The 22,277-nt window shown below is 57.5% G+C and carries 24 protein-coding genes; 8 read left to right on the top strand and 16 right to left on the bottom strand.

The genetic code is table 11. The annotated features are described in order from the left end of the window. The gene (locus HF679_RS23790; protein WP_187043084.1) at positions 1–780 is read left to right on the top strand and encodes a heme ABC transporter ATP-binding protein; all 780 of its coding nucleotides are present in this window, start codon (positions 1–3) and stop codon (positions 778–780) included. Between the two features lie 90 nt (positions 781–870). Here the strand turns inward: HF679_RS23790 and HF679_RS23785 are convergent, their stop codons facing one another. Continuing rightward, positions 871–1,347, bottom strand: coding sequence for a GNAT family N-acetyltransferase (locus HF679_RS23785; protein ID WP_123756746.1), 477 nt, complete (start codon positions 1,345–1,347; stop codon positions 871–873). 92 nt (positions 1,348–1,439) lie between these two features. Here HF679_RS23785 and HF679_RS23780 point away from each other — a divergent pair, with 92 nt between their 5' ends. Beyond that, positions 1,440–2,366, top strand: coding sequence for a LysR family transcriptional regulator (locus HF679_RS23780; protein WP_187042433.1), 927 nt, complete (start codon positions 1,440–1,442; stop codon positions 2,364–2,366). A 279-nt stretch (positions 2,367–2,645) separates the two neighbouring features. Then, entirely contained in the window at positions 2,646–5,213 is a 2,568-nt protein-coding gene (mutS, locus tag HF679_RS23775) for a DNA mismatch repair protein MutS (RefSeq protein WP_123756744.1), read from the top strand. 89 nt (positions 5,214–5,302) lie between these two features. Here mutS and HF679_RS23770 read toward each other — a convergent pair whose 3' ends face one another. Beyond that, on the bottom strand, positions 5,303–6,190 hold the full coding sequence (locus HF679_RS23770; protein WP_154143977.1) for a LysR family transcriptional regulator: 888 nt from the start codon (positions 6,188–6,190) through the stop codon (positions 5,303–5,305). A 109-nt stretch (positions 6,191–6,299) separates the two neighbouring features. Between HF679_RS23770 and HF679_RS23765 the strand changes: the two genes are divergently transcribed. Beyond that, the gene (locus tag HF679_RS23765; protein ID WP_123756742.1) at positions 6,300–7,514 is read left to right on the top strand and encodes an MFS transporter; all 1,215 of its coding nucleotides are present in this window, start codon (positions 6,300–6,302) and stop codon (positions 7,512–7,514) included. Continuing rightward, entirely contained in the window at positions 7,511–7,888 is a 378-nt protein-coding gene (locus tag HF679_RS23760; protein ID WP_123756741.1) for a DUF4440 domain-containing protein, read from the top strand. Before HF679_RS23765 ends, HF679_RS23760 begins: the two co-directional genes overlap by 4 nt. 65 nt (positions 7,889–7,953) lie before the next feature. On the opposite strand, the gene rpoS is transcribed toward HF679_RS23760, so the two are convergent. From rpoS to cysG, 13 genes are all read right to left on the bottom strand, one after another. Continuing rightward, positions 7,954–8,946, bottom strand: a complete 993-nt coding sequence (gene rpoS / locus HF679_RS23755; RefSeq protein WP_123756740.1) for an RNA polymerase sigma factor RpoS — start codon at positions 8,944–8,946, stop codon at positions 7,954–7,956. Between the two features lie 217 nt (positions 8,947–9,163). Then, positions 9,164–10,288, bottom strand: coding sequence for a murein hydrolase activator NlpD (nlpD, locus tag HF679_RS23750; protein WP_123756739.1), 1,125 nt, complete (start codon positions 10,286–10,288; stop codon positions 9,164–9,166). Between the two features lie 124 nt (positions 10,289–10,412). After that, the gene (locus HF679_RS23745; RefSeq protein WP_123756738.1) at positions 10,413–11,039 is read right to left on the bottom strand and encodes a protein-L-isoaspartate(D-aspartate) O-methyltransferase; all 627 of its coding nucleotides are present in this window, start codon (positions 11,037–11,039) and stop codon (positions 10,413–10,415) included. Then, positions 11,033–11,794, bottom strand: a complete 762-nt coding sequence (gene surE, locus HF679_RS23740; protein WP_123756737.1) for a 5'/3'-nucleotidase SurE — start codon at positions 11,792–11,794, stop codon at positions 11,033–11,035. The genes HF679_RS23745 and surE overlap by 7 nt, the downstream gene beginning before the upstream one ends. Beyond that, positions 11,775–12,824, bottom strand: a complete 1,050-nt coding sequence (gene truD / locus HF679_RS23735) for a tRNA pseudouridine(13) synthase TruD (protein WP_123756736.1) — start codon at positions 12,822–12,824, stop codon at positions 11,775–11,777. The genes surE and truD overlap by 20 nt, the downstream gene beginning before the upstream one ends. Next, positions 12,821–13,300 (bottom strand): 2-C-methyl-D-erythritol 2,4-cyclodiphosphate synthase, encoded by a 480-nt coding sequence (gene ispF / locus HF679_RS23730; protein WP_123756735.1) that lies wholly within the window; start codon positions 13,298–13,300, stop codon positions 12,821–12,823. The genes truD and ispF overlap by 4 nt, the downstream gene beginning before the upstream one ends. Continuing rightward, entirely contained in the window at positions 13,300–14,010 is a 711-nt protein-coding gene (gene ispD, locus HF679_RS23725; RefSeq protein ID WP_123756734.1) for a 2-C-methyl-D-erythritol 4-phosphate cytidylyltransferase, read from the bottom strand. Before ispD ends, ispF begins: the two co-directional genes overlap by 1 nt. A 19-nt stretch (positions 14,011–14,029) precedes the next feature. Continuing rightward, positions 14,030–14,341: a cell division protein FtsB gene (gene ftsB / locus HF679_RS23720; protein ID WP_123756733.1), complete on the bottom strand. Its 312-nt coding sequence runs from the start codon at positions 14,339–14,341 to the stop codon at positions 14,030–14,032. 140 nt (positions 14,342–14,481) lie between these two features. Next, positions 14,482–14,808 (bottom strand): DUF3561 family protein, encoded by a 327-nt coding sequence (locus tag HF679_RS23715; protein WP_123756732.1) that lies wholly within the window; start codon positions 14,806–14,808, stop codon positions 14,482–14,484. Positions 14,809–14,856: 48 nt separating this feature from the next. After that, on the bottom strand, positions 14,857–15,462 hold the full coding sequence (gene cysC, locus HF679_RS23710; protein WP_123756731.1) for an adenylyl-sulfate kinase: 606 nt from the start codon (positions 15,460–15,462) through the stop codon (positions 14,857–14,859). After that, positions 15,462–16,889 (bottom strand): sulfate adenylyltransferase subunit CysN, encoded by a 1,428-nt coding sequence (cysN, locus tag HF679_RS23705; protein ID WP_187042432.1) that lies wholly within the window; start codon positions 16,887–16,889, stop codon positions 15,462–15,464. Before cysN ends, cysC begins: the two co-directional genes overlap by 1 nt. Positions 16,890–16,898: 9 nt before the next feature. After that, entirely contained in the window at positions 16,899–17,807 is a 909-nt protein-coding gene (cysD, locus tag HF679_RS23700) for a sulfate adenylyltransferase subunit CysD (RefSeq protein WP_004866959.1), read from the bottom strand. Positions 17,808–17,839: 32 nt separating this feature from the next. Continuing rightward, positions 17,840–19,246, bottom strand: coding sequence for a siroheme synthase CysG (gene cysG / locus HF679_RS23695; RefSeq protein ID WP_154144129.1), 1,407 nt, complete (start codon positions 19,244–19,246; stop codon positions 17,840–17,842). 247 nt (positions 19,247–19,493) lie between these two features. Between cysG and HF679_RS23690 the strand changes: the two genes are divergently transcribed. From HF679_RS23690 to HF679_RS23680, 3 genes are all read left to right on the top strand, one after another. Beyond that, positions 19,494–20,537: an aminopeptidase gene (locus HF679_RS23690; protein ID WP_123756728.1), complete on the top strand. Its 1,044-nt coding sequence runs from the start codon at positions 19,494–19,496 to the stop codon at positions 20,535–20,537. 247 nt (positions 20,538–20,784) lie between these two features. Continuing rightward, the gene (locus HF679_RS23685) at positions 20,785–21,126 is read left to right on the top strand and encodes a type II toxin-antitoxin system RelE/ParE family toxin (RefSeq protein ID WP_123756727.1); all 342 of its coding nucleotides are present in this window, start codon (positions 20,785–20,787) and stop codon (positions 21,124–21,126) included. A 9-nt stretch (positions 21,127–21,135) separates the two neighbouring features. After that, entirely contained in the window at positions 21,136–21,435 is a 300-nt protein-coding gene (locus HF679_RS23680) for a helix-turn-helix domain-containing protein (RefSeq protein WP_123756726.1), read from the top strand. A 79-nt stretch (positions 21,436–21,514) separates the two neighbouring features. On the opposite strand, the gene cysH is transcribed toward HF679_RS23680, so the two are convergent. Continuing rightward, positions 21,515–22,249, bottom strand: coding sequence for a phosphoadenosine phosphosulfate reductase (gene cysH / locus HF679_RS23675; RefSeq protein WP_123756725.1), 735 nt, complete (start codon positions 22,247–22,249; stop codon positions 21,515–21,517). Positions 22,250–22,277: the final 28 nt, after the last annotated feature.

Raw genomic sequence — 22,277 nt, 5'->3', positions numbered from 1 at the left:
CTGAATCACGCTTACAGCGCCACCTCGCTCTCTCTGCAACTGGGTCAACGCCGGGTAATCGATGATGTCTCGGTGCAGCTGCACACGGGAGAGGTGACGGCGCTGATTGGCCCGAACGGCGCCGGGAAATCGACGCTGCTCCGGCTGCTGACCGGTTTTCTGGTCCCGGATGACGGCCAACGCCAGGTGGAAGGCCGTCCGCTGGAAAGCTGGTCGCCCGGTGCGCTCTCCCGCCGCCGGGCGGTGATGCTGCAGCGCACGCAGCTGCAGGCCGACTGGCCCGTTGAAACGGTGATCGCCATGGGGCGCTCGCCGTGGGGGAAAAACCCGGACCCGCAGATGATCCAGCAGGTGATGGTGGAAACCGGCTGCGACCATCTGGCTGGCAGGCGCTACCCGTCGCTTTCCGGTGGCGAGCAACAGCGGGTGCAGCTGGCACGCAGTCTCGCCCAGCTGTGGCATGAAAACGCCCCTCAGGGCTGGCTGTTTCTTGATGAGCCGACTTCGGCGCTGGATCTGTACTATCAGCAGCACCTGCTGCGCCTGCTTAAACGACTGACCCGCAGCGGCCTGCTACACGTCTGCGTAGTACTGCACGATCTCAATCTCGCCGCGCTTTGGGCGGACCGAATTCTGCTGCTGCATCAGGGCAAACTAGTGGCTCAGGGCACGCCGCATGAGGTTATCCGCCAGTCGGTGATCGGCCGCTGGTACGGCGCCGACGTGCGCCTCGGCGAGCACCCGGATATCGCCATCCCGCAGGTCTACCTGGCGCCGTAAACCTCAAACGCCAGCGCCTTGCTGACGGAGGCAAAACCGGTCCATCCGCGAAACTCCGCTTCGGCGGAGTTTTCTTTGTTTAGCGCAGGGTCATTCGGCAAACTTCAGCAGCGCCTCACCATCCAGACGATAGCGTACCCACTCAGATTGCGGCAATGCGCCGATGCTCAGGTAAAAATCGATAGCGGGCTGGTTCCAGTCCAGCACGCTCCATTCAAGGCGGCCGCACTGGCGCTGTACCGCGCATTGCGCGATATGCTTCAGCATCGCCCTGCCTGCCCCTTTGCCGCGATATTCAGGGGAGATATACAAATCTTCCATATAAATACCATTGCGTCCAAGCCAGGTGGAGTAGCTGGTAAAGAAGACGGCATAGCCTACTGATGTTCCGTCAATTTCGCAGATGAGCGCTTCGGTCTTGCTGTCTGCGCCAAATAGCGTTTCGCGGATCTCATCTGGCGTGGTAACGACCTGCTCCGGGGCTTTTTCATACACCGCCAGCTCATAGATCATATCGTAAATCGTGGTGACGTCTTCCGGGCGGGCCTGGCGAATCCTGATGCTCATAAATTTTCCTGTCATTGCGGTCTGGCGTGAACATTGATGGCGCTAAGCATAAGGGTTATTGTCAGGAGAATTAAGTGCAATGAAATCACGTAATGATGAATATTATGCATCCGGCGCTGCGGCGTATTGATTTAAATCTCCTGCCTGTTTTTGATGCGATCTATCGTCATCGTTCGGTTCGCCTGGCGGCGGATGAGCTGGCAATGAGCACCTCGGCGTTGAGCCACGCGTTATCGCGACTACGGCTCTCCCTCAATGACCCGTTGTTTTATCGCGAAGGCCACCGGATGTGCCCCAGCGTGTATGCGATTCAGCTCGCGCCGACCCTGGCCGCGGCGCTAAAATTGCTGAACCAGGAGCTGACGCCCCAGCCGAAATTTGAAGCTGCCAGCAGTACCGAGTGCTTACATATTGCGATTACCGATTTTACCGCGTTCTGCATTTTCCCGGCCCTGATGCAAAAGCTGCAGCATGCCGCGCCGGGCCTGCGCTTTGAGCTCCGCTATCTGCCGCACAGCCCGGCATTAACCGAATTGCTGGCGGGCGAAGTGGATCTGGCGCTTGGATTCAGTACGGCAGACGATATCCGGCATCCGGAGCTGGATGAGCTCAGCTGGTTCGAGGATGAGTACGTCGTCATCAGCAATACCCGGCGCACAGCGCTGACGCTGGAGGATTATCTCGCCGCCCGGCATCTGGTGGTGACGCCCTGGAATGAGAAGCTGGGGGTGCTGGATTTACAGCTGGAACAGATGGGATATACCCGCCAGACCACCATCAAAACACCGTCGATGCTTAGCGCACCGTTTATCGTGGCGGAAAGCGACCTGCTGCTGGCGATCCCCCGTTTTGCCGCGACGAAGCTGCTTCCGGCAGCGGATATCAGGATCTTCCCGCTACCGTTTGAGATCCCAAGGTTTGAAGTGAAAATTTATTCACACAAGCGCAGCGGCAAGCGCGATGCAACCCACTGGCTAAAGGAAATTCTGCAGGCACTGGCGCACGAGGCCAGGTCATAAAAATAAACGCGGGCCGGTCCCATTCGCTGATAACCATAGCCAGCTGTTATACATGGCCATTACCCTCTGACGAGAATACTCTTCGCTGGATTCGATTCGCGTTTTTCGTCAAACTGACGGCATGCCAGTAACGCCTGGCGCAACGCAGCGAACGTCAGATATGACAGCAAGAATATCGTTGCGGGCCAGGCGAGAAAATTTGCGGGTTTATGTGGATTTACAGGGATTGAGCATGGGCCACATAAGCACTAGAAAGACTAAAAAAAGAGTAATACCACTATGACTGAAGCCACAGACAAGGACTTCTCCAACCACACGCCCATGATGCAGCAGTATCTGAAGCTGAAAGCTCAGCACCCGGAGATCCTGCTGTTCTACCGGATGGGTGATTTCTACGAACTGTTTTATGACGATGCCAAACGCGCTTCGCAGCTGCTGGATATCTCGCTGACCAAACGCGGCGCCTCGGCGGGCGAGCCGATCCCAATGGCCGGGATCCCCCACCATGCGGTGGAAAACTACCTCGCGAAGCTGGTGAATCAGGGCGAATCGGTGGCGATTTGCGAACAGATTGGCGATCCGGCCACCACCAAAGGGCCGGTCGAGCGCAAAGTGGTGCGCATCGTCACCCCCGGCACCATCAGCGATGAAGCGCTGCTGCAGGAGCGTCAGGATAACCTGCTGGCCGCTATCTGGCAGGACAGCAAAGGCTTTGGCTATGCCACTCTGGATATCAGCTCCGGCCGTTTTCGCCTCAGCGAACCGGCAGACCGCGACACCATGGCCGCAGAACTGCAGCGCACCAACCCGGCCGAACTGCTGTACGCCGAAGATTTCGCCGAGTCCGCGCTGATCGAAGGTCGTCGCGGCCTGCGCCGTCGTCCGCTGTGGGAATTTGAAATCGATACCGCCCGTCAGCAGCTGAACTTACAGTTTGGCACCCGCGACCTGGTCGGCTTCGGCGTCGAAAATGCGCCGCGCGGCCTGTGCGCCGCCGGCTGCCTGCTGCAGTACGTCAAAGATACCCAGCGCACCTCCCTGCCGCATATTCGTTCCATCACCATGGAGCGTCAGCAGGACAGCATCATCATGGATGCCGCAACCCGCCGTAACCTCGAGATTACCCAGAACCTGGCCGGCGGTTTCGACAATACCCTGGCATCGGTGCTCGACTGCACCGTGACGCCAATGGGCAGCCGCATGCTGAAACGCTGGCTGCATATGCCGGTACGCGACACCAAGGTGCTCGTTGAACGTCAGCAGACCATCGGCGCCTTGCAGGAGTACTACAGCGACCTGCAGCCGGTTCTGCGTCAGGTCGGCGATCTGGAACGTATCCTGGCGCGACTGGCGCTGCGTACCGCACGCCCTCGCGATCTTGCCCGCATGCGTTACGCGTTCCAGCAGCTGCCGGCCCTGCGTGAAATGCTGGCTGACGTCAGCTGCGCGCCGGTTCAGCAACTGCGCGACAAAATGGGCGAGTTCAGCGAACTGCGCGAACTGCTGGAGCAGGCGATTATCGAGTCGCCGCCGGTGCTGGTGCGCGACGGCGGAGTCATCGCCCCGGGCTACAATGAGGAGCTCGACGAATGGCGGGCCCTGGCAGATGGTGCCACCGACTATCTTGATAAGCTGGAAATTCGCGAGCGTGAACGTCTGGGTCTGGACACCCTGAAGGTCGGCTACAATGCCGTTCATGGTTACTACATCCAGATCAGCCGCGGCCAGAGCCAGCATGCGCCGATCCACTACGTCCGCCGCCAGACCCTGAAAAACGCCGAGCGCTACATTATTCCGGAACTGAAGGAGTATGAAGACAAGGTTCTGACCTCGAAAGGCAAAGCCCTGGCGCTGGAGAAGCAGCTCTACGAGCAGCTGTTCGACATGCTGCTGCCGCACCTGGCCGACCTGCAGCAGAGCGCCAGCGCGCTGGCTGAGCTCGATGTGCTGATCAACCTCGCCGAGCGCGCCGAAGCCCTGAACTACTGCTGCCCGACCTTTAGCGACAAGCCGGGAATTCGTATCACTGAAGGCCGCCACCCGGTCGTCGAACAGGTGCTGAAAGAGCCGTTCATCGCTAACCCGTTGAACCTGGCACCGCAGCGTCGGATGTTGATTATTACCGGGCCGAATATGGGCGGTAAAAGTACCTATATGCGCCAGACCGCGCTTATCGCGCTGCTGGCCTATATCGGCAGCTATGTGCCGGCAGAGAAAGTCGAGATCGGTCCCATCGATCGTATCTTTACCCGCGTCGGGGCAGCGGATGACCTGGCAAGCGGTCGTTCAACCTTCATGGTTGAAATGACCGAAACCGCCAATATTCTGCATAACGCCACCGAGCACAGCCTGGTGCTGATGGACGAAATCGGCCGCGGCACCTCCACCTACGACGGCCTGTCGCTGGCGTGGGCCTGTGCGGAAAACCTCGCCAATAAGATTAAGGCGCTGACGCTGTTCGCCACCCACTACTTCGAGCTGACGCAGCTGCCGGAGAAAATGGAAGGGGTCGCCAACGTCCATCTGGACGCGCTGGAGCACGGCGACACCATCGCCTTTATGCACAGCGTGCAGGATGGCGCGGCCAGCAAGAGCTACGGTCTGGCGGTTGCCGCGCTGGCCGGCGTGCCGAAAGAGGTGATCAAACGTGCACGCCAGAAGCTGCGCGAACTGGAGAGCATTGCCCCCAACGCGGCGGCCACTCAAGTGGACGGCACCCAGATGTCGCTGCTGTCGGCTCCGGAAGAGACCTCCCCGGCGCTCGAAGCGCTGGAGCATCTTGACCCCGATACGCTGACCCCGCGCCAGGCGCTGGAGTGGATTTATCGGCTGAAAAGCCTGGCCTAATCCCTCTCCTCCTCTGAGCGTCACTCCCGGGCGCGCGGCACCGCGTCGCCCGGGGATGCACCGCAGGAGTGGCCGAAGACGCCTGCAGATTACCCCACTCTTTGGCGTAAAAAATCGATGAACGCCCTGACCTTAGTCGGCACGTGCCGCGCGTCCGGGTAAACCGCATAGACCCCCTGCGGCGGAAAACTTAGCTCCGGCAGCAGATGGATCAAACGCTGCTGAGCCAACGATGCGGCCACCAGCCACTCCGGCAACAGCGCCACGCCGCTGCCGGCGATAGCGAAGGCCATCAGCGCATTGGCGCTGTCCGCCGACAGACGCGGGGTCTTTTTAATCTCAAAATCAATAACCTTGCGATCCCGACCGCTGAGCTGCCAGCGTAGCGGGGTTTGCAACCGCTCGTGAATAATCCACTCGGCCTGGGCCAGGTCTTCAAGCGCTGACAGCGGATGCTGCGCCAGCCACGCGGGTGCGGCAACGGGCAGGATCGCAAAACGCGAGATCAGCGCCGCGCGGTAGCGCGAGTCTGCCAGCGTCCCGAGGCGAATGGCGACATCAAAACGTTCGGAGATTAAGTCGGCATGATGCGAGGATGAAACGTGGCGCACGCGCAGCGCCGGGTGCAGCCGGCTAAACTCGGCCAGCGCCGGAATAATCACCTGTGCTCCGTACTCCGGGGTGGTGGTAATGCGCAGCTCGCCGCTCAATCCGGCGTGGCCGGCCCGCACCTCATCCTGGAGATTTTCCGCCGCCTTCAGCAGCCCGACACCGCGCTGATAGAACACCGTCCCCGCGTCCGTCAGGGTCAGCCGTCGCGTGGAGCGTAAAAGCAGAGTGACGCCAAGCTCGCTCTCCAGCTGGCGCACATTAAAGCTCACCACCGCCTTGGTCTGGGCCAGGGCCGCTGCCGCCGCGGTAAAACTTCCGCAGTCCACCACCGCCACAAACATGGCCATACGTTGCAGATTCAGCATGCTAATTCAGCTTATTGTCAAAAATTTTCAGACAGTATATCCCGCTTCGCCGCGTTTATCCGCCCGACGCAGGGGTTTAGAGTAGCGACCTTCTTAACCGGAGATCGCCATGACCTATCGCAGCAAGGTTGCCACCGTTTTTTTGCTCGGTTTTTTTCTCGACTTAATCAATATGTTTATCGCCAGCGTTGCCTTTCCCGATATGAGCCGGGCGCTTAATGCCTCCGTGGGGGAACTCACCTGGGTCAGCAACGGCTACATTGCCGGGCTCACGTTAGTGCTCCCCTTTAGCGCCTGGCTTGCGCAGAGATTTGGCGCCCGACATGTTTTTCTGCTGTCGCTGCTGCTGTTCAGCGCGGCGGCGCTGGGTGCCGGAATGGCGGAATCGCTGAGCACGCTGATTTTCTGGCGCGCGCTGCAGGGGATGGGCGGCGGGCTCTTAATTCCCGTCGGCCAGGCCATGACCTGGCAGTACTTTCACAGCCACGAGCGAGCAAAGCTCTCGGCCGCGGTGATGCTGGTCGGGCTGCTGGCTCCCGCCTGCTCTCCGGCGCTTGGCGGGCTGCTGGTGCAGACGTTCAGCTGGCGCTGGGTCTTCTTTGCCAGCCTGCCTGTGGCTTTTCTGACGCTTACCTTAGCCGCCTTCTGGCTTAAAGAAGAGGCAAAAACGACGCGTCCGGGACGCTTTTTACACCTGCCGCTGCTGGCCGACCCGCTGCTGCGCTTCGCGATGCTGATTTACCTCTGCGTCCCCGGCATCTTCATTGGCATCAACGTGGTCGGCCTGTTTTACCTGCAAACCCTCACCGGCATGTCGCCTTCCGCCGTCGGCTCGCTGATGCTGCCGTGGTCGCTGGCATCGTTTGTGGCGATTACGCTGACCGGCAGATACTACAATCGATTCGGCCCCCGACCGTTTATTATCAGCGGATGTCTGCTCCAGGCGGCGGGGATCCTGCTGCTGATTGGCGTCGGCCGGCAGACTTCGGCGAGCACGCTGATAAGCGCCTTCACGCTGATGGGCGCAGGCGGTAGCCTGTGCAGCAGCACGGCGCAAAGCAGCGCCTTTTTGAATATCGCCAATCACCACCTGCCGGACGCCAGCGCGCTGTGGAATATCAACCGCCAGCTCAGCTTTTTAGCCGGCGCGGCGCTGCTGGCAACGCTGCTCAGCGTCCTGCTCCACCATTATCCCACCGCGCAGGCATGGCGCGGGGTGTTTATGACCGCAGCCGGGATCACCCTCATCCCCCTGCTGAGCTGCCTGCGATTCGACAACCGGGCGCTGATCCTGCGCCTGCATAGCAAAATGGAGAACAAATGAGCGCATATTTTGACGAAGTTATTGATGCCCACGTCGTGATTGAAAACTGGTTAGGCCGCAAGGAAGGGAGCGCGGCGGCGTTAATGGCGCGCTTTACCCACGATTTTACGCTGCTGACCACCGGCGGCATTTGTCTGGACCAGCCAAAGGTCAGCGACTTTTTCCAGCAGGCCGGCGGCAGCCGCGCGGGCCTGAAGATCGCTATTGATAGCCTCACGGAGCTTGCCCGCTGGCACGACGGTGCGGCGGTTCTTTATCGGGAAACGCAGACCCTTCCCGGGCAGGCGCCAACGGTGCGCTGGTCAACGGTCGTGTTCAGGCTGGAGGGTGAGCGGATTTTGTGGCGCCACCTGCAGGAGACCTGGCAGGGGTAAAGTCAGGCTGACTACAAAAGGAAAAGGCCCAATCTTTCGAGCGGGCCTTTTTGAGAGAAAATGTCTTATTCGCGGAATAGCGCTTCGATGTTCAGCCCCTGGCCTTGCAGGATCTCCCGCAGGCGGCGCAGACCTTCAACCTGAATCTGACGAACGCGTTCGCGGGTCAGACCGATTTCACGGCCAACATCTTCAAGCGTAGCGGCTTCATAACCCAGCAAACCGAAACGACGGGCCAGCACTTCACGCTGCTTGGCGTTCAGTTCGAACAGCCATTTAACGATGCTTTGTTTCATATCATCGTCTTGCGTGGTGTCTTCCGGACCGTTGTCTTTCTCATCGGCCAGAATATCCAGCAGCGCTTTTTCCGAGTCACCACCCAGCGGAGTATCCACCGAGGTAATGCGCTCGTTCAGACGCAGCATACGGCTCACGTCATCAACCGGCTTATCCAGCTGTTCGGCAATCTCTTCCGCACTCGGCTCGTGGTCCAGTTTATGGGACAACTCACGGGCGGTACGCAGATAGACGTTCAGCTCTTTAACGATATGGATAGGCAAACGGATGGTACGGGTTTGGTTCATGATCGCCCGTTCAATCGTTTGACGGATCCACCAGGTTGCGTAAGTTGAGAAACGGAAACCACGTTCCGGGTCAAACTTCTCAACCGCACGGATCAGCCCCAGGTTGCCCTCTTCAATCAGATCCAGCAGCGCCAGACCACGATTGCTGTAACGACGAGCAATCTTCACCACCAACCGCAGGTTACTTTCGATCATCCTGCGGCGTGATGCGACATCACCACGCAACGCGCGACGAGCGAAATAAACTTCTTCTTCCGCCGTCAGCAGTGGGGAATAACCAATCTCACCAAGATAGAGCTGTGTCGCATCAAGCACGCGTTGTGTTGCGCCTTGCGACAGGAGATCTTCCTCAGCCAGATCGCTATCACTGGGTTCCTCTTCTACTAAGGCTTTCTCATCGAAGGCCTCGACTCCGTTCTCATCAAATTCCGCGTCTTCATTTAAATCATGAACTTTCAGCGTATTCTGACTCATAAAGATGGCTCCTACCCGTGATCCCTGAGCAAAGCACCTTCGCGATTACCCGTCATACTTCAAGCTGCATGAGCGTTAGCTTTCCTGCAACTCGAATTATTTAGGGTATATATCAATCAAACAACGCCAGGACGGAAACTTTTGCCCCACTGAAGGGGCGATGACAACCGGCCTGACGCCAGTAAACTGATATGACGCTTATCCGTACTCTGCCAAATTATCGCTGCGGTAAATATTGCAGCGGGTTGACGGATTTCCCCTTGTAACGAATTTCAAAGTGTAATCTTGTAGAGCTGGTGCCGGTGCTACCCATGGTAGCGATTTTCTGCCCCGCTTTAACTTCCTGTTGCTCCCGGACCAGCATTGTATCGTTATGAGCGTAGGCACTCAGGTAATCATCGTTGTGTTTGATGATAATAAGATTACCGTAACCGCGCAGCGCATTACCGGCATAGACGACGCGACCATCAGCTGTCGCGACAATAGCCTGTCCCTTACTGCCTGCAATATCAATCCCTTTATTGCCGCCTTCGGCACCACTAAAGTTTTCGATAACTTTGCCGTCAGTCGGCCAGCGCCATGCGGAGATCGGCGAACTGGTTGACGTACTGCTTGCAGTCGGTTGGGTAGTGCTGACAGCTGGAGCCGTAACCGGCGCAACGGTGGTCGTCGCAGGTTTATTGTTCGGCAACATCTTATTAGCATTCTGTTCACCTGAAGATTCAGAATACGTAATAGTTGGTTGCGACGCAACCACTGCGGTGGATTTTTGTGCAGAAGTTGCGGCCGCCGTCATACCGCCGCTGGACTGTGCGCTGGCCTGAGCAACCGCGTTATCGCCGGTAATCGGCTGGCCGGCAGAGTTGCCAACCTGCAGCGTCTGACCGACGTTCAGGCCATACGGTGCGGGGATATTATTACGCTGGGCAAGGTCACGGAAATCGTTGCCGGTAACCCATGCAATATAGAACAGCGTGTCGCCGCGTTTCACGGTGTAAGTGCTGCCACCGGTGTAGCTACCTTTCGGAATATCGCCATATTTACGGTTATAGACGATCTTACCATCGACGGTCTGCACCGGCTGTTGCGCGACAGGCTGAACCTGCGTTGTCGGCGTCTGAACCGGCTGAATCTGCGGTGCGGTCTGTACCGCTGTGGAGGATCCTGTTGGCGACGGCGGGGTAATCAGCATCCCGGAATTGGTTCCGGAAGAAGAGGCTCCACCCGCAGAACTAACCGGTGCAGGCGGGTTATTGTTATTTGAACAACCTGCCAGCCAGAGTGAAACCAGTGATAATGCCGCAATGCGACTTAAGGTAAATTTTGGGCTTCCCGCGCTCATTTATCCCCCAGGAATATGTTAACTGCCAATATCTTGCTTACCGGGCAACACCCGGCCAGGACACTGAAAATGTGTCCACCCTACGCCTAAAGTCAGGCAAAAAAAACATGGATTAATCCGGGTCTCACGCCAGCTCACCCTGAACCAGGGGAACAAAGCGTACGGCTTCGACGGTATCAATCACAAACTCATCACCGCGACGGCGGATCCGCTTCAGATACTGATGCTCCTCGCCGACCGGTAAAACCAGCACGCCACCTTCATCCAGCTGCGCCAGCAGCGCAGGCGGAATTTCCGGCGGCGCTGCAGTAACGATTATCGCATCAAAAGGCGCGCGTGCGGTCCAACCCTGCCATCCATCACCGTGGCGGGTTGAAACATTATGTAAATCAAGTTGCTTCAGGCGACGGCGCGCCTGCCACTGCAAACTCTTAATACGTTCGACCGAACAGACGTGATGCACCAGGTGCGCCAGGATTGCCGTTTGGTAGCCGGAACCGGTGCCGATTTCCAGCACCCGCGACTCCGGTGCTAAGGTCAGAAGCTCCGTCATCCGCGCCACCATGTAGGGTTGCGAGATGGTTTGCCCCTGGCCGATAGGCAATGCCGTGTTTTCCCACGCCTTATGCTCGAAGGCTTCATCAACGAATTTTTCACGGGGTACCAGGGCTATCGCCTCCAGCACCCGCTCGTCGACAATGCCCTGCGTGCGCAGTTGATTCAGCAGACTTTCAACACGTTTGCTTACCATTGTGTATCCACCCCAACGCGATCCAGCCAGTCACTCACCACGCTGTGAGCCTGATGGGCGGTTAAATCAACGTGCAGCGGAGTCACTGAGACATAGCCTTCATCTATTGCGGCAAAATCGGTATCCGGCCCGGCATCGTGTTTTTCCCCCGGCGGGCCAATCCAGTACAGCGTATTGCCGCGCGGATCTTTTTGCGGGATCACCTGATCGGCGGGATGACGACTGCCACAGCGGGTGACCCGAATGCCTTTAATCTGCTCCAGCGGCAGATCCGGGACGTTGATATTGAGGATTCGACCGGTGCGCAGCGGTTCGCGGTTTAAGGCGCGCAGAATGGAACAGGTGATGGCCGCCGCGGTATCGTAGTGTTTGTGGCCGTTCAGAGAGACGGCCAGTGCCGGGAAACCAAGGTGGCGGCCCTCCATCGCGGCTGCGACGGTGCCGGAGTAGATGACGTCATCACCGAGATTTGGCCCGGCGTTGATCCCAGAGACCACAATATCCGGGCGAGGACGCATCAGGGCGTTAACGCCGAGATAGACACAGTCCGTTGGCGTGCCCATCTGGACGGCGATATCGCCGTTATCGAAGGTGAAAGTACGAAGCGAAGACTCCAGGGTCAGGGAATTCGATGCGCCACTGCGGTTACGATCGGGTGCAACTACCTGGACCTCAGCAAACTCGCGCAAGGCCTTCGCCAGGGTCTGAATGCCCGGCGCATGAATCCCGTCATCGTTACTCAGCAATATTCGCATAGTCACCCGTTGTATTGATAAGTTCCCTTACCACGCTGGTGGCGAAGCTGCCCGCTGGCAGCCAGAAACGCAGTTCAACGGTTACGTCATCCCACCAGTTCCAGCTCATCTGCTGCGGATAGAGCAGCATCGCCCGGCGTGCCGCTTCCACTTTTTCACGCACCAGCAGAGCCTGAAGCTGCGTCTCTTCAGCAATGGCCGCCTGTTCGGCGACCAGCGCATCGCGTTGGCTGCCCCAGTCACCGCTCCCCGGTAAGGCAGCAGTAATCATCAGTTCACGGCTATCAACCCGTGCCTGCAGCAGCTCGCGTTCTTCAGAGGTGGCGACAAACCAGCTCCCGCGCCCCGCTAATTGTAGCGCATCGCCATCAACAACCTGATTAAATTCCGGTTTTTTTAATCTAATACTGACTTGTTGATTAAACAAGCTGCTACGTGCCGCCGACAGCCAAAAACTGCGTTTATTGCGATCGCGAACCGGTGCGCCGCTCTCTGCCCAACGCAGTGCGCCCTGCAGGTTGCTGCCGCCGATGCCAAAACGCTGAGCGCCGAAATAGTTCGGCACGCCCTGCGCGGCGATGGCCTGCAGACGCTGTTCAACATCGTCACGGTCACTGATTTCCCGCAGAATCAGGGTAAACTGGTTGCCCTTCAGGGCGCCTAGACGCAGCTTGCGTTTATGCCGCGCGTATTCCAGTACCTGGCAGCCTTCCAGCTGAAACTTGCTCAGGTCGGGCATCTCTTTACCCGGCAGCCGGGCGCACAGCCACTGTTCGGCGACGGCGTGCTTGTCTTTCTGCCCGGCAAAGCTCACTTCACGGGCATGGATTTTAAGGAATTTCGCCAGCGCATCGGCGACAAACCGCGTATTGCAGTCTTTCTTGAGGATCCGCACCAGCAGATGCTCGCCTTCGCCGTCCGGCCCAAAGCCCAGATCCTCGACCACCACGAAATCTTCCGGATTGGCTTTCAGAAGCCCCTGCCCCTGTGGTTGGCCGTGCAGCCAGGTGAGGTCGTTGAACGCAATCATTGCGCAGCCTTATGCAGCAGCGCCACCGCTTCGCAGGCGATGCCTTCGCCGCGGCCGGTGAACCCCAGCTTTTCGGTGGTGGTGGCTTTTACGTTAACGTCATCCATGTGGCACCCGAGATCTTCGGCAATAAAGACGCGCATTTGAGGAATATGCGGCAGCATTTTCGGCGCCTGGGCAATAATGGTGACATCGACGTTGCCAAGGGTATAGCCTTTGGCCTGAATCCGCCGCCAGGCTTCACGCAGCAGTTCTCGGCTGTCGGCGCCTTTGAAAGCCGGGTCGGTATCCGGGAACAGCTTGCCGATATCCCCGAGCGCCGCGGCCCCCAGCAGCGCATCGGTCAATGCGTGCAGCGCCACGTCACCATCAGAGTGGGCCAGCAGCCCTTTCTCATAAGGCACTCGCACCCCACCAATAATGATTGGGCCTTCACCGCCAAAAGCGTGTACGTCAAAACCGTGTCCAATTCGCATTATGCTTTCTCCTGGTGTGGGGAACGGGTAAGGTAAAATTCTGCCAGCGCCAGGTCTTCCGGGCGCGTCACTTTAATATTATCAGCTCGTCCGGCCACCAGTTCGGGATGGAAGCCACAGTACTCCAGCGCCGACGCTTCATCGGTGATGGTCGCCCGTTCATTGAGCGCACGCGTCAGGCATTCGAGGAGTAGTTCACGAGGGAAAAATTGCGGTGTTAAGGCGTGCCATAAGTCATTGCGATCGACGGTATGGGCAATGGCGGTCTTGCCGGGTTCAGCGCGCTTCATGGTGTCGCGCACCGGCGCGGCGAGAATACCGCCCACGCGGCTGGTTTCACGCAGCGCCAGCAGACGGTTGAGATCGTCCTGATGCAGGCACGGACGCGCCGCATCATGCACCAGCACCCACTCGGCGTCGGGCAGAGCCTGCAGGCCAGCCAGTACAGAGTCAGCGCGTTCTGCGCCGCCGTCGACGACGGTAATTTGTGGGTGGCTGGCTAACGGCAACTGGCTGAAGCGAACATCGCCAGGGCTGACGGCAATCACCACGCGCTGAACACAGGCATTGGCCAGCAGCGCGGCAACCGTATGTTCGAGAATCGTTTTGTTACCGATTAAGAGATATTGTTTCGGGCATTCCGTTTGCATCCGGCGGCCAAAGCCGGCGGCCGGCACCACGGCGCAAACACCCGGAAAAGTGGCTGCCATGTCTTAATCCTGGGCTGGTTTATCGAGAGTTCTGCGCCGACCCCTGGTTGCGTTTAGACGCATCCGGGACCAGACGATAAAAGGTTTCGCCCGGGCGGGTCATGCTTAATTCATTGCGTGCGCGTTCTTCGATCGCTTCCTGACCACCGTTGAGGTCGTCGATTTCTGCGAAGAGCTGATCGTTGCGCGCTTTTAATTTGCTGTTAGTGGTTTGCTGCGCGGTGACGTCGTCGTTCACCCGGCTATAGTCATGCAGACCATTTTTACCGAACCACAGTGAGTACTGCAGCCAGACCAGCAACGCCAATAGCAGCAGCGTTAATTTACCCATTCTGCCCCCTGAAAAACGGCATCATCATCCCAAAACTCGTCTGAGTTTGTTACTCCGACGCGCGGACGATGCCGCGTAACGCGGGGACTGTAACACATTTCTGTCGCCGATACCCAGGCTAGATTCTCGCACAAAAAGAACTATCCCAGTAACCAGAGGAACAGCAGGCCAAACATCAGTCCTACCGTCAAAATCGTCGCGCAGACGCTGTAGAGGAGTTTACCGTTCAACAAAGAGTGCAGCGCAATACCGACCACCACGGCGACCGGCATCAGTGCAAGGAAAAACGGCCAGGTGTAGAGCAGGAAAAACAGCGTGTTGCTGCCATACATAAGGAAGGGAATACCCAGCGCCAGCAGCCATGAGATAAAGCCCACGGCCGCCCCTGACAGAGACCAGGTGGTCTCGTCATTGGCCACCGCGGGTGGTTCTGAACGAATAAGACTGAGGTTCTGGGTGTTACGCATATCGAATCCTGTTGACCGGGCGACCGGCATCTCAGTGCCGTCGCCGTTTCAGGATCTGATAATATCGCTCTGTCTGAGGAGGTCTAATAGTTGGTGCACCAAATTTGTTACCAATTGTTCTCCATCCAGATGAATTTCCGCCTGTTCCGGTGATTCATACACTGAATCAATCCCGGTAAAGTTACGCAACTCACCCGCACGCGCCTTTTTGTATAACCCTTTCGGGTCCCGCGCTTCACAGATAGCCAGCGGGGTGTCGACGAACACTTCGATAAAGCGCCCTTCCCCCAGCCGTTCACGCACCATCTGTCGCTCAGCACGATGCGGAGAGATAAATGCGGTCAACACAACCAGCCCCGCATCGACCATCAGTCGGGCGACTTCACCAACGCGGCGAATGTTCTCTTTGCGATCGTCATCACTGAATCCCAGGTCACTGCACAGGCCATGACGCACATTATCGCCATCCAGCAGATAGGTGCTGACGCCGGCCTGATGCAGCGCCTCTTCCAGCGCCCCGGCAACGGTGGATTTACCGGAGCCGGACAGCCCGGTAAACCACAGCACCACGCCGCGATGGCCGTGGTGTTGTTCACGCTGCTGCTGAGTAACAGGATGAGCGTGCCAGACGACATTTTCGTCATGCTGGGCCATTACTTGCCTCCCAGCAGATCGCGGGCGTCCCAGTGTGGGAAATGTTTGCGAATCAGCTGATTCAGCTCCAGTTCAAACGCGCTGAAGGACGATGCCGATGCCTGAGATTGCTCCTGCGGCTCACGCACCATGCCAGCCCCGACCGTGACGTTGCTCAGACGGTCGATAAAGATCAGTCCCCCGGTCACCGGGTTATGCTGGTATTTATCCAGCACCAGCGGTTCGTCAAAGGTCAGATCCACCAGCCCAATGCCGTTCAGCGGCAGAGCGTCGACTTCACGCTGGGTCAGGTTATTGATGTCCACCTGATAGCGAATGCCGTCGACCCGCGCGCGGGTTTTCTTGCCGGCAATTTTGATGTCGTAGCTCTGGCCCGGCGCTAGCGCCTGCTCCGCCATCCACACTACATCCACGCTGGCGCTCTGTACCGCCGGCAGGGAAACCTGCGCATCCACCAGCAAATCGCCACGGCTGATATCAATTTCATCTTTCAGCACGATGGTGATGGCTTCACCGGCGCCGGCTTCCTGCAGATCGCCGTCAAAGGTCACGATGCGGGCAACGCTGGATTCTACGCCAGATGGCAGCACCTTCAGACGCTGTCCGACCGTCACGTTGCCTGAGGCCACCGTGCCGGAAAAACCACGGAAGTCGAGGTTCGGGCGGTTGACGAGCTGTACCGGGAAACGCAGCGGCTGGTTTTCTACCGCCCGGCGAATTTCAACGGTTTCCAGAACTTCCAGCAGCGTCGGGCCGCTGTACCACGGCATGCTGGCGCTCTGGGAAGCGACGTTGTCCCCTTCCAGGGCCGACAACGGCACAAAGCGGATATCGATATCGCCCGGCAGTTGCCCGGCAAAGGTCAGATACTCTTCACGAATACGGTTGAACGTCTCTTCGCTGAAGTCCACCAGGTCCATTTTATTCACCGCTACCACCAGGTTTTTAATCCCCAGCAGGGTAGAAATGAAGCTGTGACGACGGGTCTGATCGAGGACGCCTTTACGTGCGTCCATCAGCAGAATCGCCAGGTCGCAGGTGGAGGCGCCGGTCGCCATATTACGGGTGTACTGCTCATGCCCCGGGGTATCGGCGATGATAAATTTGCGCTTCTCGGTGGAGAAATAGCGATAGGCCACGTCAATGGTGATGCCCTGCTCGCGTTCGGCCTGCAGGCCATCCACCAGCAGCGCCAGATCCAGTTTCTCGCCCTGGGTACCGTGACGTTTACTGTCATTATGCAGCGATGAGAGCTGATCTTCGTAAATCTGACGGGTATCGTGCAGCAGACGGCCAATCAGGGTACTTTTGCCGTCATCGACGCTACCGCAGGTCAGGAAACGCAGCAGGCTTTTGTGCTGTTGCGCGTGCAGGTACGCTTCTACGCCGCCTTCATTAGCAATTTGTTGTGCAATTGTCGTGTTCATGGCGGCTCCTTAGAAATACCCCTGACGTTTCTTCAGCTCCATGGAGCCGGCCTGGTCGCGGTCTATCATGCGACCCTGACGTTCGCTGGTTGTCGACACCAGCATCTCTTCAATGATTTCCGGCAGCGTTTGCGCATTGGATTCTACCGCGCCGGTCAGCGGCCAGCAGCCCAGAGTACGGAAGCGCACCATCTGTTTTTTGATCATCTCACCCGGTTGTAAATCGATGCGATCGTCATCGATCATCATCAGCATCCCGTCACGTTCCAGCACCGGGCGCTCGGCCGCCAGATACAGCGGAACGATTTCGATATTTTCCAGGTAGATGTACTGCCAGATATCCAGCTCGGTCCAGTTGGAGAGCGGGAAGACGCGGATGCTTTCGCCTTTGTTAATCTGGCCGTTGTAGTTGTGCCACAGCTCCGGGCGCTGGTTTTTCGGATCCCAACGGTGGAAGCGATCGCGGAACGAGTAGATACGCTCTTTGGCGCGCGACTTCTCTTCATCACGACGGGCTCCGCCAAACGCGGCGTCAAAGCCGTATTTGTCCAGCGCCTGCTTCAGGCCTTCGGTCTTCATGATATCGGTGTGCTTGGCGCTGCCGTGAACGAACGGGTTAATGCCCATCGCCACCCCTTCCGGGTTTTTATGCACCAGCAGCTCGCAGCCGTAGGCTTTCGCGGTACGGTCACGGAACTCGTACATCTCACGGAATTTCCAGCCGGTATCCACGTGCAGCAGCGGAAAAGGCAAGGTTCCCGGATAAAACGCTTTACGCGCCAGATGCAGCATCACGCTGGAATCTTTACCGATGGAGTACATCATCACCGGGTTAGAGAATTCGGCGGCCACCTCACGAATAATATGGATGCTTTCTGCTTCCAGTTGCCGCAGGTGAGTGAGTCGTTTTTGGTCCATAACCGTTCCTTATAAGGCCTGTCGCGCCGGGACTAAGCCAGATTTACCACAGACGCATTAAATGCCTCTGCTTGAGTTGAGTGTTGAAACCAGGCGAGCTGTTGATGCAGTTGCACCACTTCGCCCACGACCAGCAGAGCTGGCATCGGAGCCTCTTTCGCCAGCTGTTCCAGCTGTTGTAATGTGCCCGTCGTCGTTTGCTGATCGGCACGGGTACCACGAGAAATCACCGCCACTGGCGTGTTAGCATCCCGGCCATGGGCGATCAGCTGCGCGCTGATCTCCGCCGCTTTCAGGGTGCCCATGTAGATAGCCAGGGTTTGTCGGCTTTGTGCCAGCTGCGTCCAGTCGAGCGACGCGCTGTCCGCCTTGAAATGGCCGGTCACAAAGGTCACGCTCTGGGCGTAATCGCGATGGGTGAGCGGAATGCCGGCGTAGGCTGTCGCCCCTGCCGCTGCCGTAACGCCCGGGACCACCTGAAACGGGATCCCCGCCGCCGCTGCCGCCTGCAGCTCTTCGCCACCGCGACCGAAAATAAACGGATCGCCGCCTTTCAGACGCACCACCGTTTTGCCCTCTCGCGCCGCATCCACCAGCATCTGGTTGGTTTCATGCTGCGGCACGGAGTGTTCGCCAGCCCGTTTGCCGACGCAGATCATGTCGGCATCACGACGAACCAGCTCGCGGATTTCCGGCGTCACCAGAGAGTCATAAAACACCACGTCGGCTTGCTGGACCGCCTGCAGGCCTCGCAGCGTCAGCAGCCCGGCATCTCCCGGCCCTGCTCCGACGAGAATAATTTCGCCCAGCCGTTTTTCCGGCTGATGCAGTTCATCTTCCAGCGCCTTATCGGCGGCGGCTTTGTTGCCGGCGATCATCAGGCTGGCAAAGCGGCCATTGAACACCCGCTCCCAGAAGCGACGCCGCGCTGCCGTGGTGGTCAGATGGGTTTTAATATGATGCCGCCAGTAGCTTGCCGCTTCGGCAACGCGTCCGAGATTGGTCGGCAGTAAGGCTTCAATTTTTTCGCGAATCAGCCGGGACAGTACCGGCGCCGAACCGCCAGAGAAAATGGCAATCAGCAGCGGGGAGCGGTCCACAATGGAGGGAAACACCGCCGAGCACAGCGGCTGATTGTCGACAACGTTAACCAGGCGGTAACGGGCGTTTGCCGCCGTCGAGACCCGCTGATTAAGCGCATCATCGTCAGTGGCGGCAATCACCAGAAAAACATCGTCAAGTTGTTGCTCTTCAAACGCCTTAGCGCGCCAGCTGATTTCCTGGCGTTCAACCTGCCCGGCGATGGCTTCGGATAACTCCGCCGCCACCACCTGAACCCTGGCACCGGCTCTGCGCAGAAACAGAATTTTGCGCGCAGCAATCTCCCCACCGCCAACTACCAGCACAGGTCTTTCTTTCACTTCGGCAAATAAGGGCAAATAGTCCACGGTGCAACAACTCGCTTACATTCAGTCATAGAGCGACTATAGGGTGCTGCTTAGAGCAAATGAAATTACTAAATGGAATGAGTTGTTACCCAAAAGAATAACGAGCTGGAAATACAAATATCAAAAAGTGCTTAACACGCGATTTTTCCGCCATTTAAGAGGAAATGAAATTGTTTAACCCCGGTCACAGTTTCATACTACATGGGTTAAAATATTCCCGCCGAGAAAGGACCTTTCTATGTATTCCGCGTTGTGCCGCCGCCTGCTTCCCCTGGCGCTTGGCGCAGGTTTTGTCTTCTCTGCCCCGGCGTTCAGCGCCATGGGTGATACCGCAAATACCCAGGCTCGTCATATCGCGACAGTTTTCCCCGGCAGAATGACCGGAACGCCCGCAGAGATGCTGTCGGCGGATTACGTTCGCCAGCAGTTTGCCCAGATGGGCTACCAGAGCGATATTCGCAGCTTCCACGCGCGCTATATCTACAGTAATAAAGATGCGCGCAAAAACTGGCAAAACGTCACCGGTAGCACCGTCATCGCGGCACATGAGGGCTCAGATCGCCAGCAAATCATCGTGATGGCACACCTCGATACCTATGCGCCAAGAAGCGATACCGATGTCGAGAACAACCTCGGTGGCTTAACCCTGCAGGGTATTGACGATAACGCCGTCGGGGTAGGCGTATTACTGGAGCTGGCGGAACACCTGAAGAATGTCCCGACTCGATACGGCATTCGCTTTATCGCCTCCAGCGGCGAAGAAGAAGGCAGCCTCGGCGCGCAAAATGTCCTCAAACGGATGAGCGATGCGGAGAAGAAAAATACGCTGCTGGTGATTAATCTCGACAATCTGGTGGTCGGCGATAAGCTCTATTTTAACAGCGGCCGCAGCACCCCCGCCGCGATCCGCAAACTTACCCGTGACCGCGCCCTGACCATTGCGCGCAGCAAAGGCATCGCCGCCTACACCAACCCTGGGCTCAATCCGGATTATCCCAAAGGTACCGGGTGCTGTAATGACGCCAGCGTTTTTGATAGCGCCGGGATCCCGGTGCTATCGGTAGAGGCCACCAACTGGGCGCTGGGTAAGAAAGATGGCTATCAGCAGCGCAACAAATCGGCCTCTTTCCCGCAGGGCACCAGCTGGCATGACGTACAGCTGGATAACCAGCAGCATATCGATAAAGCCCTGCCGGGCCGCATCGAGCACCGCAGCCGCGATGTCGTCAAAGTGATGCTGCCGCTGATCAAAGAGCTGGCGAAGACCGAAAAGCAGCGCTGATCGGGCTGGTCTTCACGCCAATATCGGCACAATCCCCGCTGAGGCGGGGAATCCTGATCTTCTTCACATATCACTGTTTTTGTCATTCAATGATGAAAATCCGCAGTAATCACCATCGTGAATACCCACAATACAAATCTATCTCACCAACGGAAAGTACCCACGACGACAACGCTGAAAAAGGCGTTGTCACCATAGCTTATAGGCTATAATCCACCCATAGCTTATTGGCTATGAGGGATCGTCGATGTGGGATATTGAAACAACGGACGTGTTCGATAAGTGGTTTGAGGCACAAACGGGTGCACTTCAGGAAGACATGCTCGCCGCGATGGTGATTTTATCTGAGTATGGCCCCCAGTTAGGCAGGCCGTTCGTCGATACCGTGAATAGTTCTGATTTTCCGAACATGAAAGAATTACGCGTACAGCATCAAGGTAATCCAGTCCGAGCTTTCTTTGCGTTTGACCCTTCGCGCCGCGGTATCGTGCTCTGCGCCGGAGACAAAACGGGGTTAAACGAAAAGAAATTTTATAGTGATATGCTTAAGCTTGCCGATGCTGAATACCGTAAGCACCTGAACAAATGAGGAATGACTATGGCAACCCTTAAAGAACTAATGGCGAAGCAAAGTCCGGAAAGCCAGGAGCGTATTGCCGCAAAAGTGGAAGAACTCCGCCAGACAATTGCTTTAAATATGCTGAGGGAAGAGCTGAACATTTCTCAATCGGAACTGGCGGCCGCCATGGGCGTGAAACAACCAACGGTAGCAAAAATGGAGCAAGCGGATAACGACCCCCGCCTGTCGACTCTGAAACGTTATGTCACGGCACTGGGGGGCGAGCTCAGTATCGACGTAAAGCTGCCGACAGGTAAGAGAATCGCATTTCATCTCTAAAAACGAGATTGAAAGATAGTGAGATTTCGCCTCGCCTGACCGACGTTCATGCCGGCCAGGCGAGACAGAGCAACGAACCTTACCCTTCGTGCAGTCCGCACTCGCGCTTCAGGCCAAAGAAGCGCGTCTCTTCTTCCGCCATGCCCGGTTCCCATTTACGGGTCGTATGGGTATCGCCCACCGACAAATAGCCCTGGTCCCACAGCGGGTGGTACTTCAGGCCGTGTTTTTGCAGATACTGGTAGACGGTACGGTTATCCCAGTCGATGATCGGCAGCACCTTAAAGACGCCGCGCTGGATAGCCAGCACCGGTAACGTGGCGCGGCTGCCGGACTGCTCCCGACGCAGGCCCGCAAACCAGGTCTGGGTGTTCAGCGATTTCAACGCCCGGTTCATCGGCTCGACTTTGTTGATCTCATTGTATTTCTCAATGCCTTCAACACCCTGCTCCCACAGCTTGCCGTAGCGCGCTTCCTGCCAGGCAGGGCTGGTTTCTGCACGATACACTTTCAGATTGAGCTGCAGCTTGTCGGTAAGCTCGTCGATAAACTGATAGGTTTCCGGGAACAGGTAGCCGGTATCGGTGAGGATCACCGGGATATCCGGGCGGATCTGATTCACCAGATGCAAACTGACCGCCGCCTGAATACCGAAACTGGAAGAGAGCGCATAGTCGCCCGGCAGGTTTTCCAGCGCCCACGCGACGCGCTCCTCGGCGCTGAGCTTCTCCAGCTGCGCGTTGGTTTCCGCCAGTTGCAAAACACGATCGACCTTCGGTAATTCGTTAAGCACGTTTAGATCGAGTACGGACATAAGGACCTCATTTACCTGTTTCGTCGGG

It is taken from the genome of Enterobacter sp. JUb54 (assembly GCF_014298075.1).
Taxonomy (GTDB): Bacteria; Pseudomonadota; Gammaproteobacteria; order Enterobacterales; family Enterobacteriaceae; genus Klebsiella; species Klebsiella lignicola.
This window is presented reverse-complemented; position numbering and strand designations above follow the sequence as displayed.

Excerpts from the sequence above, each read along its gene's own strand:
- HF679_RS23785 (WP_123756746.1), bottom strand. The coding sequence starts at position 1,347 with ATGAGCATCAGGATTCGCCAGGCCCGCCCGGAAGACGTCACCACGATT.
- HF679_RS23780 (WP_187042433.1), top strand. The coding sequence starts at position 1,440 with ATGATGAATATTATGCATCCGGCGCTGCGGCGTATTGATTTAAATCTC.
- mutS (WP_123756744.1), top strand. The coding sequence starts at position 2,646 with ATGACTGAAGCCACAGACAAGGACTTCTCCAACCACACGCCCATGATG.
- HF679_RS23770 (WP_154143977.1), bottom strand. The coding sequence starts at position 6,190 with ATGCTGAATCTGCAACGTATGGCCATGTTTGTGGCGGTGGTGGACTGC.
- HF679_RS23765 (WP_123756742.1), top strand. The coding sequence starts at position 6,300 with ATGACCTATCGCAGCAAGGTTGCCACCGTTTTTTTGCTCGGTTTTTTT.
- HF679_RS23760 (WP_123756741.1), top strand. The coding sequence starts at position 7,511 with ATGAGCGCATATTTTGACGAAGTTATTGATGCCCACGTCGTGATTGAA.
- rpoS (WP_123756740.1), bottom strand. The coding sequence starts at position 8,946 with ATGAGTCAGAATACGCTGAAAGTTCATGATTTAAATGAAGACGCGGAA.
- nlpD (WP_123756739.1), bottom strand. The coding sequence starts at position 10,288 with ATGAGCGCGGGAAGCCCAAAATTTACCTTAAGTCGCATTGCGGCATTA.
- HF679_RS23745 (WP_123756738.1), bottom strand. The coding sequence starts at position 11,039 with ATGGTAAGCAAACGTGTTGAAAGTCTGCTGAATCAACTGCGCACGCAG.
- surE (WP_123756737.1), bottom strand. The coding sequence starts at position 11,794 with ATGCGAATATTGCTGAGTAACGATGACGGGATTCATGCGCCGGGCATT.
- truD (WP_123756736.1), bottom strand. The coding sequence starts at position 12,824 with ATGATTGCGTTCAACGACCTCACCTGGCTGCACGGCCAACCACAGGGG.
- ispF (WP_123756735.1), bottom strand. The coding sequence starts at position 13,300 with ATGCGAATTGGACACGGTTTTGACGTACACGCTTTTGGCGGTGAAGGC.
- ispD (WP_123756734.1), bottom strand. The coding sequence starts at position 14,010 with ATGGCAGCCACTTTTCCGGGTGTTTGCGCCGTGGTGCCGGCCGCCGGC.
- ftsB (WP_123756733.1), bottom strand. The coding sequence starts at position 14,341 with ATGGGTAAATTAACGCTGCTGCTATTGGCGTTGCTGGTCTGGCTGCAG.
- HF679_RS23715 (WP_123756732.1), bottom strand. The coding sequence starts at position 14,808 with ATGCGTAACACCCAGAACCTCAGTCTTATTCGTTCAGAACCACCCGCG.
- cysC (WP_123756731.1), bottom strand. The coding sequence starts at position 15,462 with ATGGCCCAGCATGACGAAAATGTCGTCTGGCACGCTCATCCTGTTACT.
- cysN (WP_187042432.1), bottom strand. The coding sequence starts at position 16,889 with ATGAACACGACAATTGCACAACAAATTGCTAATGAAGGCGGCGTAGAA.
- cysD (WP_004866959.1), bottom strand. The coding sequence starts at position 17,807 with ATGGACCAAAAACGACTCACTCACCTGCGGCAACTGGAAGCAGAAAGC.
- HF679_RS23690 (WP_123756728.1), top strand. The coding sequence starts at position 19,494 with ATGTATTCCGCGTTGTGCCGCCGCCTGCTTCCCCTGGCGCTTGGCGCA.
- HF679_RS23685 (WP_123756727.1), top strand. The coding sequence starts at position 20,785 with ATGTGGGATATTGAAACAACGGACGTGTTCGATAAGTGGTTTGAGGCA.
- HF679_RS23680 (WP_123756726.1), top strand. The coding sequence starts at position 21,136 with ATGGCAACCCTTAAAGAACTAATGGCGAAGCAAAGTCCGGAAAGCCAG.
- cysH (WP_123756725.1), bottom strand. The coding sequence starts at position 22,249 with ATGTCCGTACTCGATCTAAACGTGCTTAACGAATTACCGAAGGTCGAT.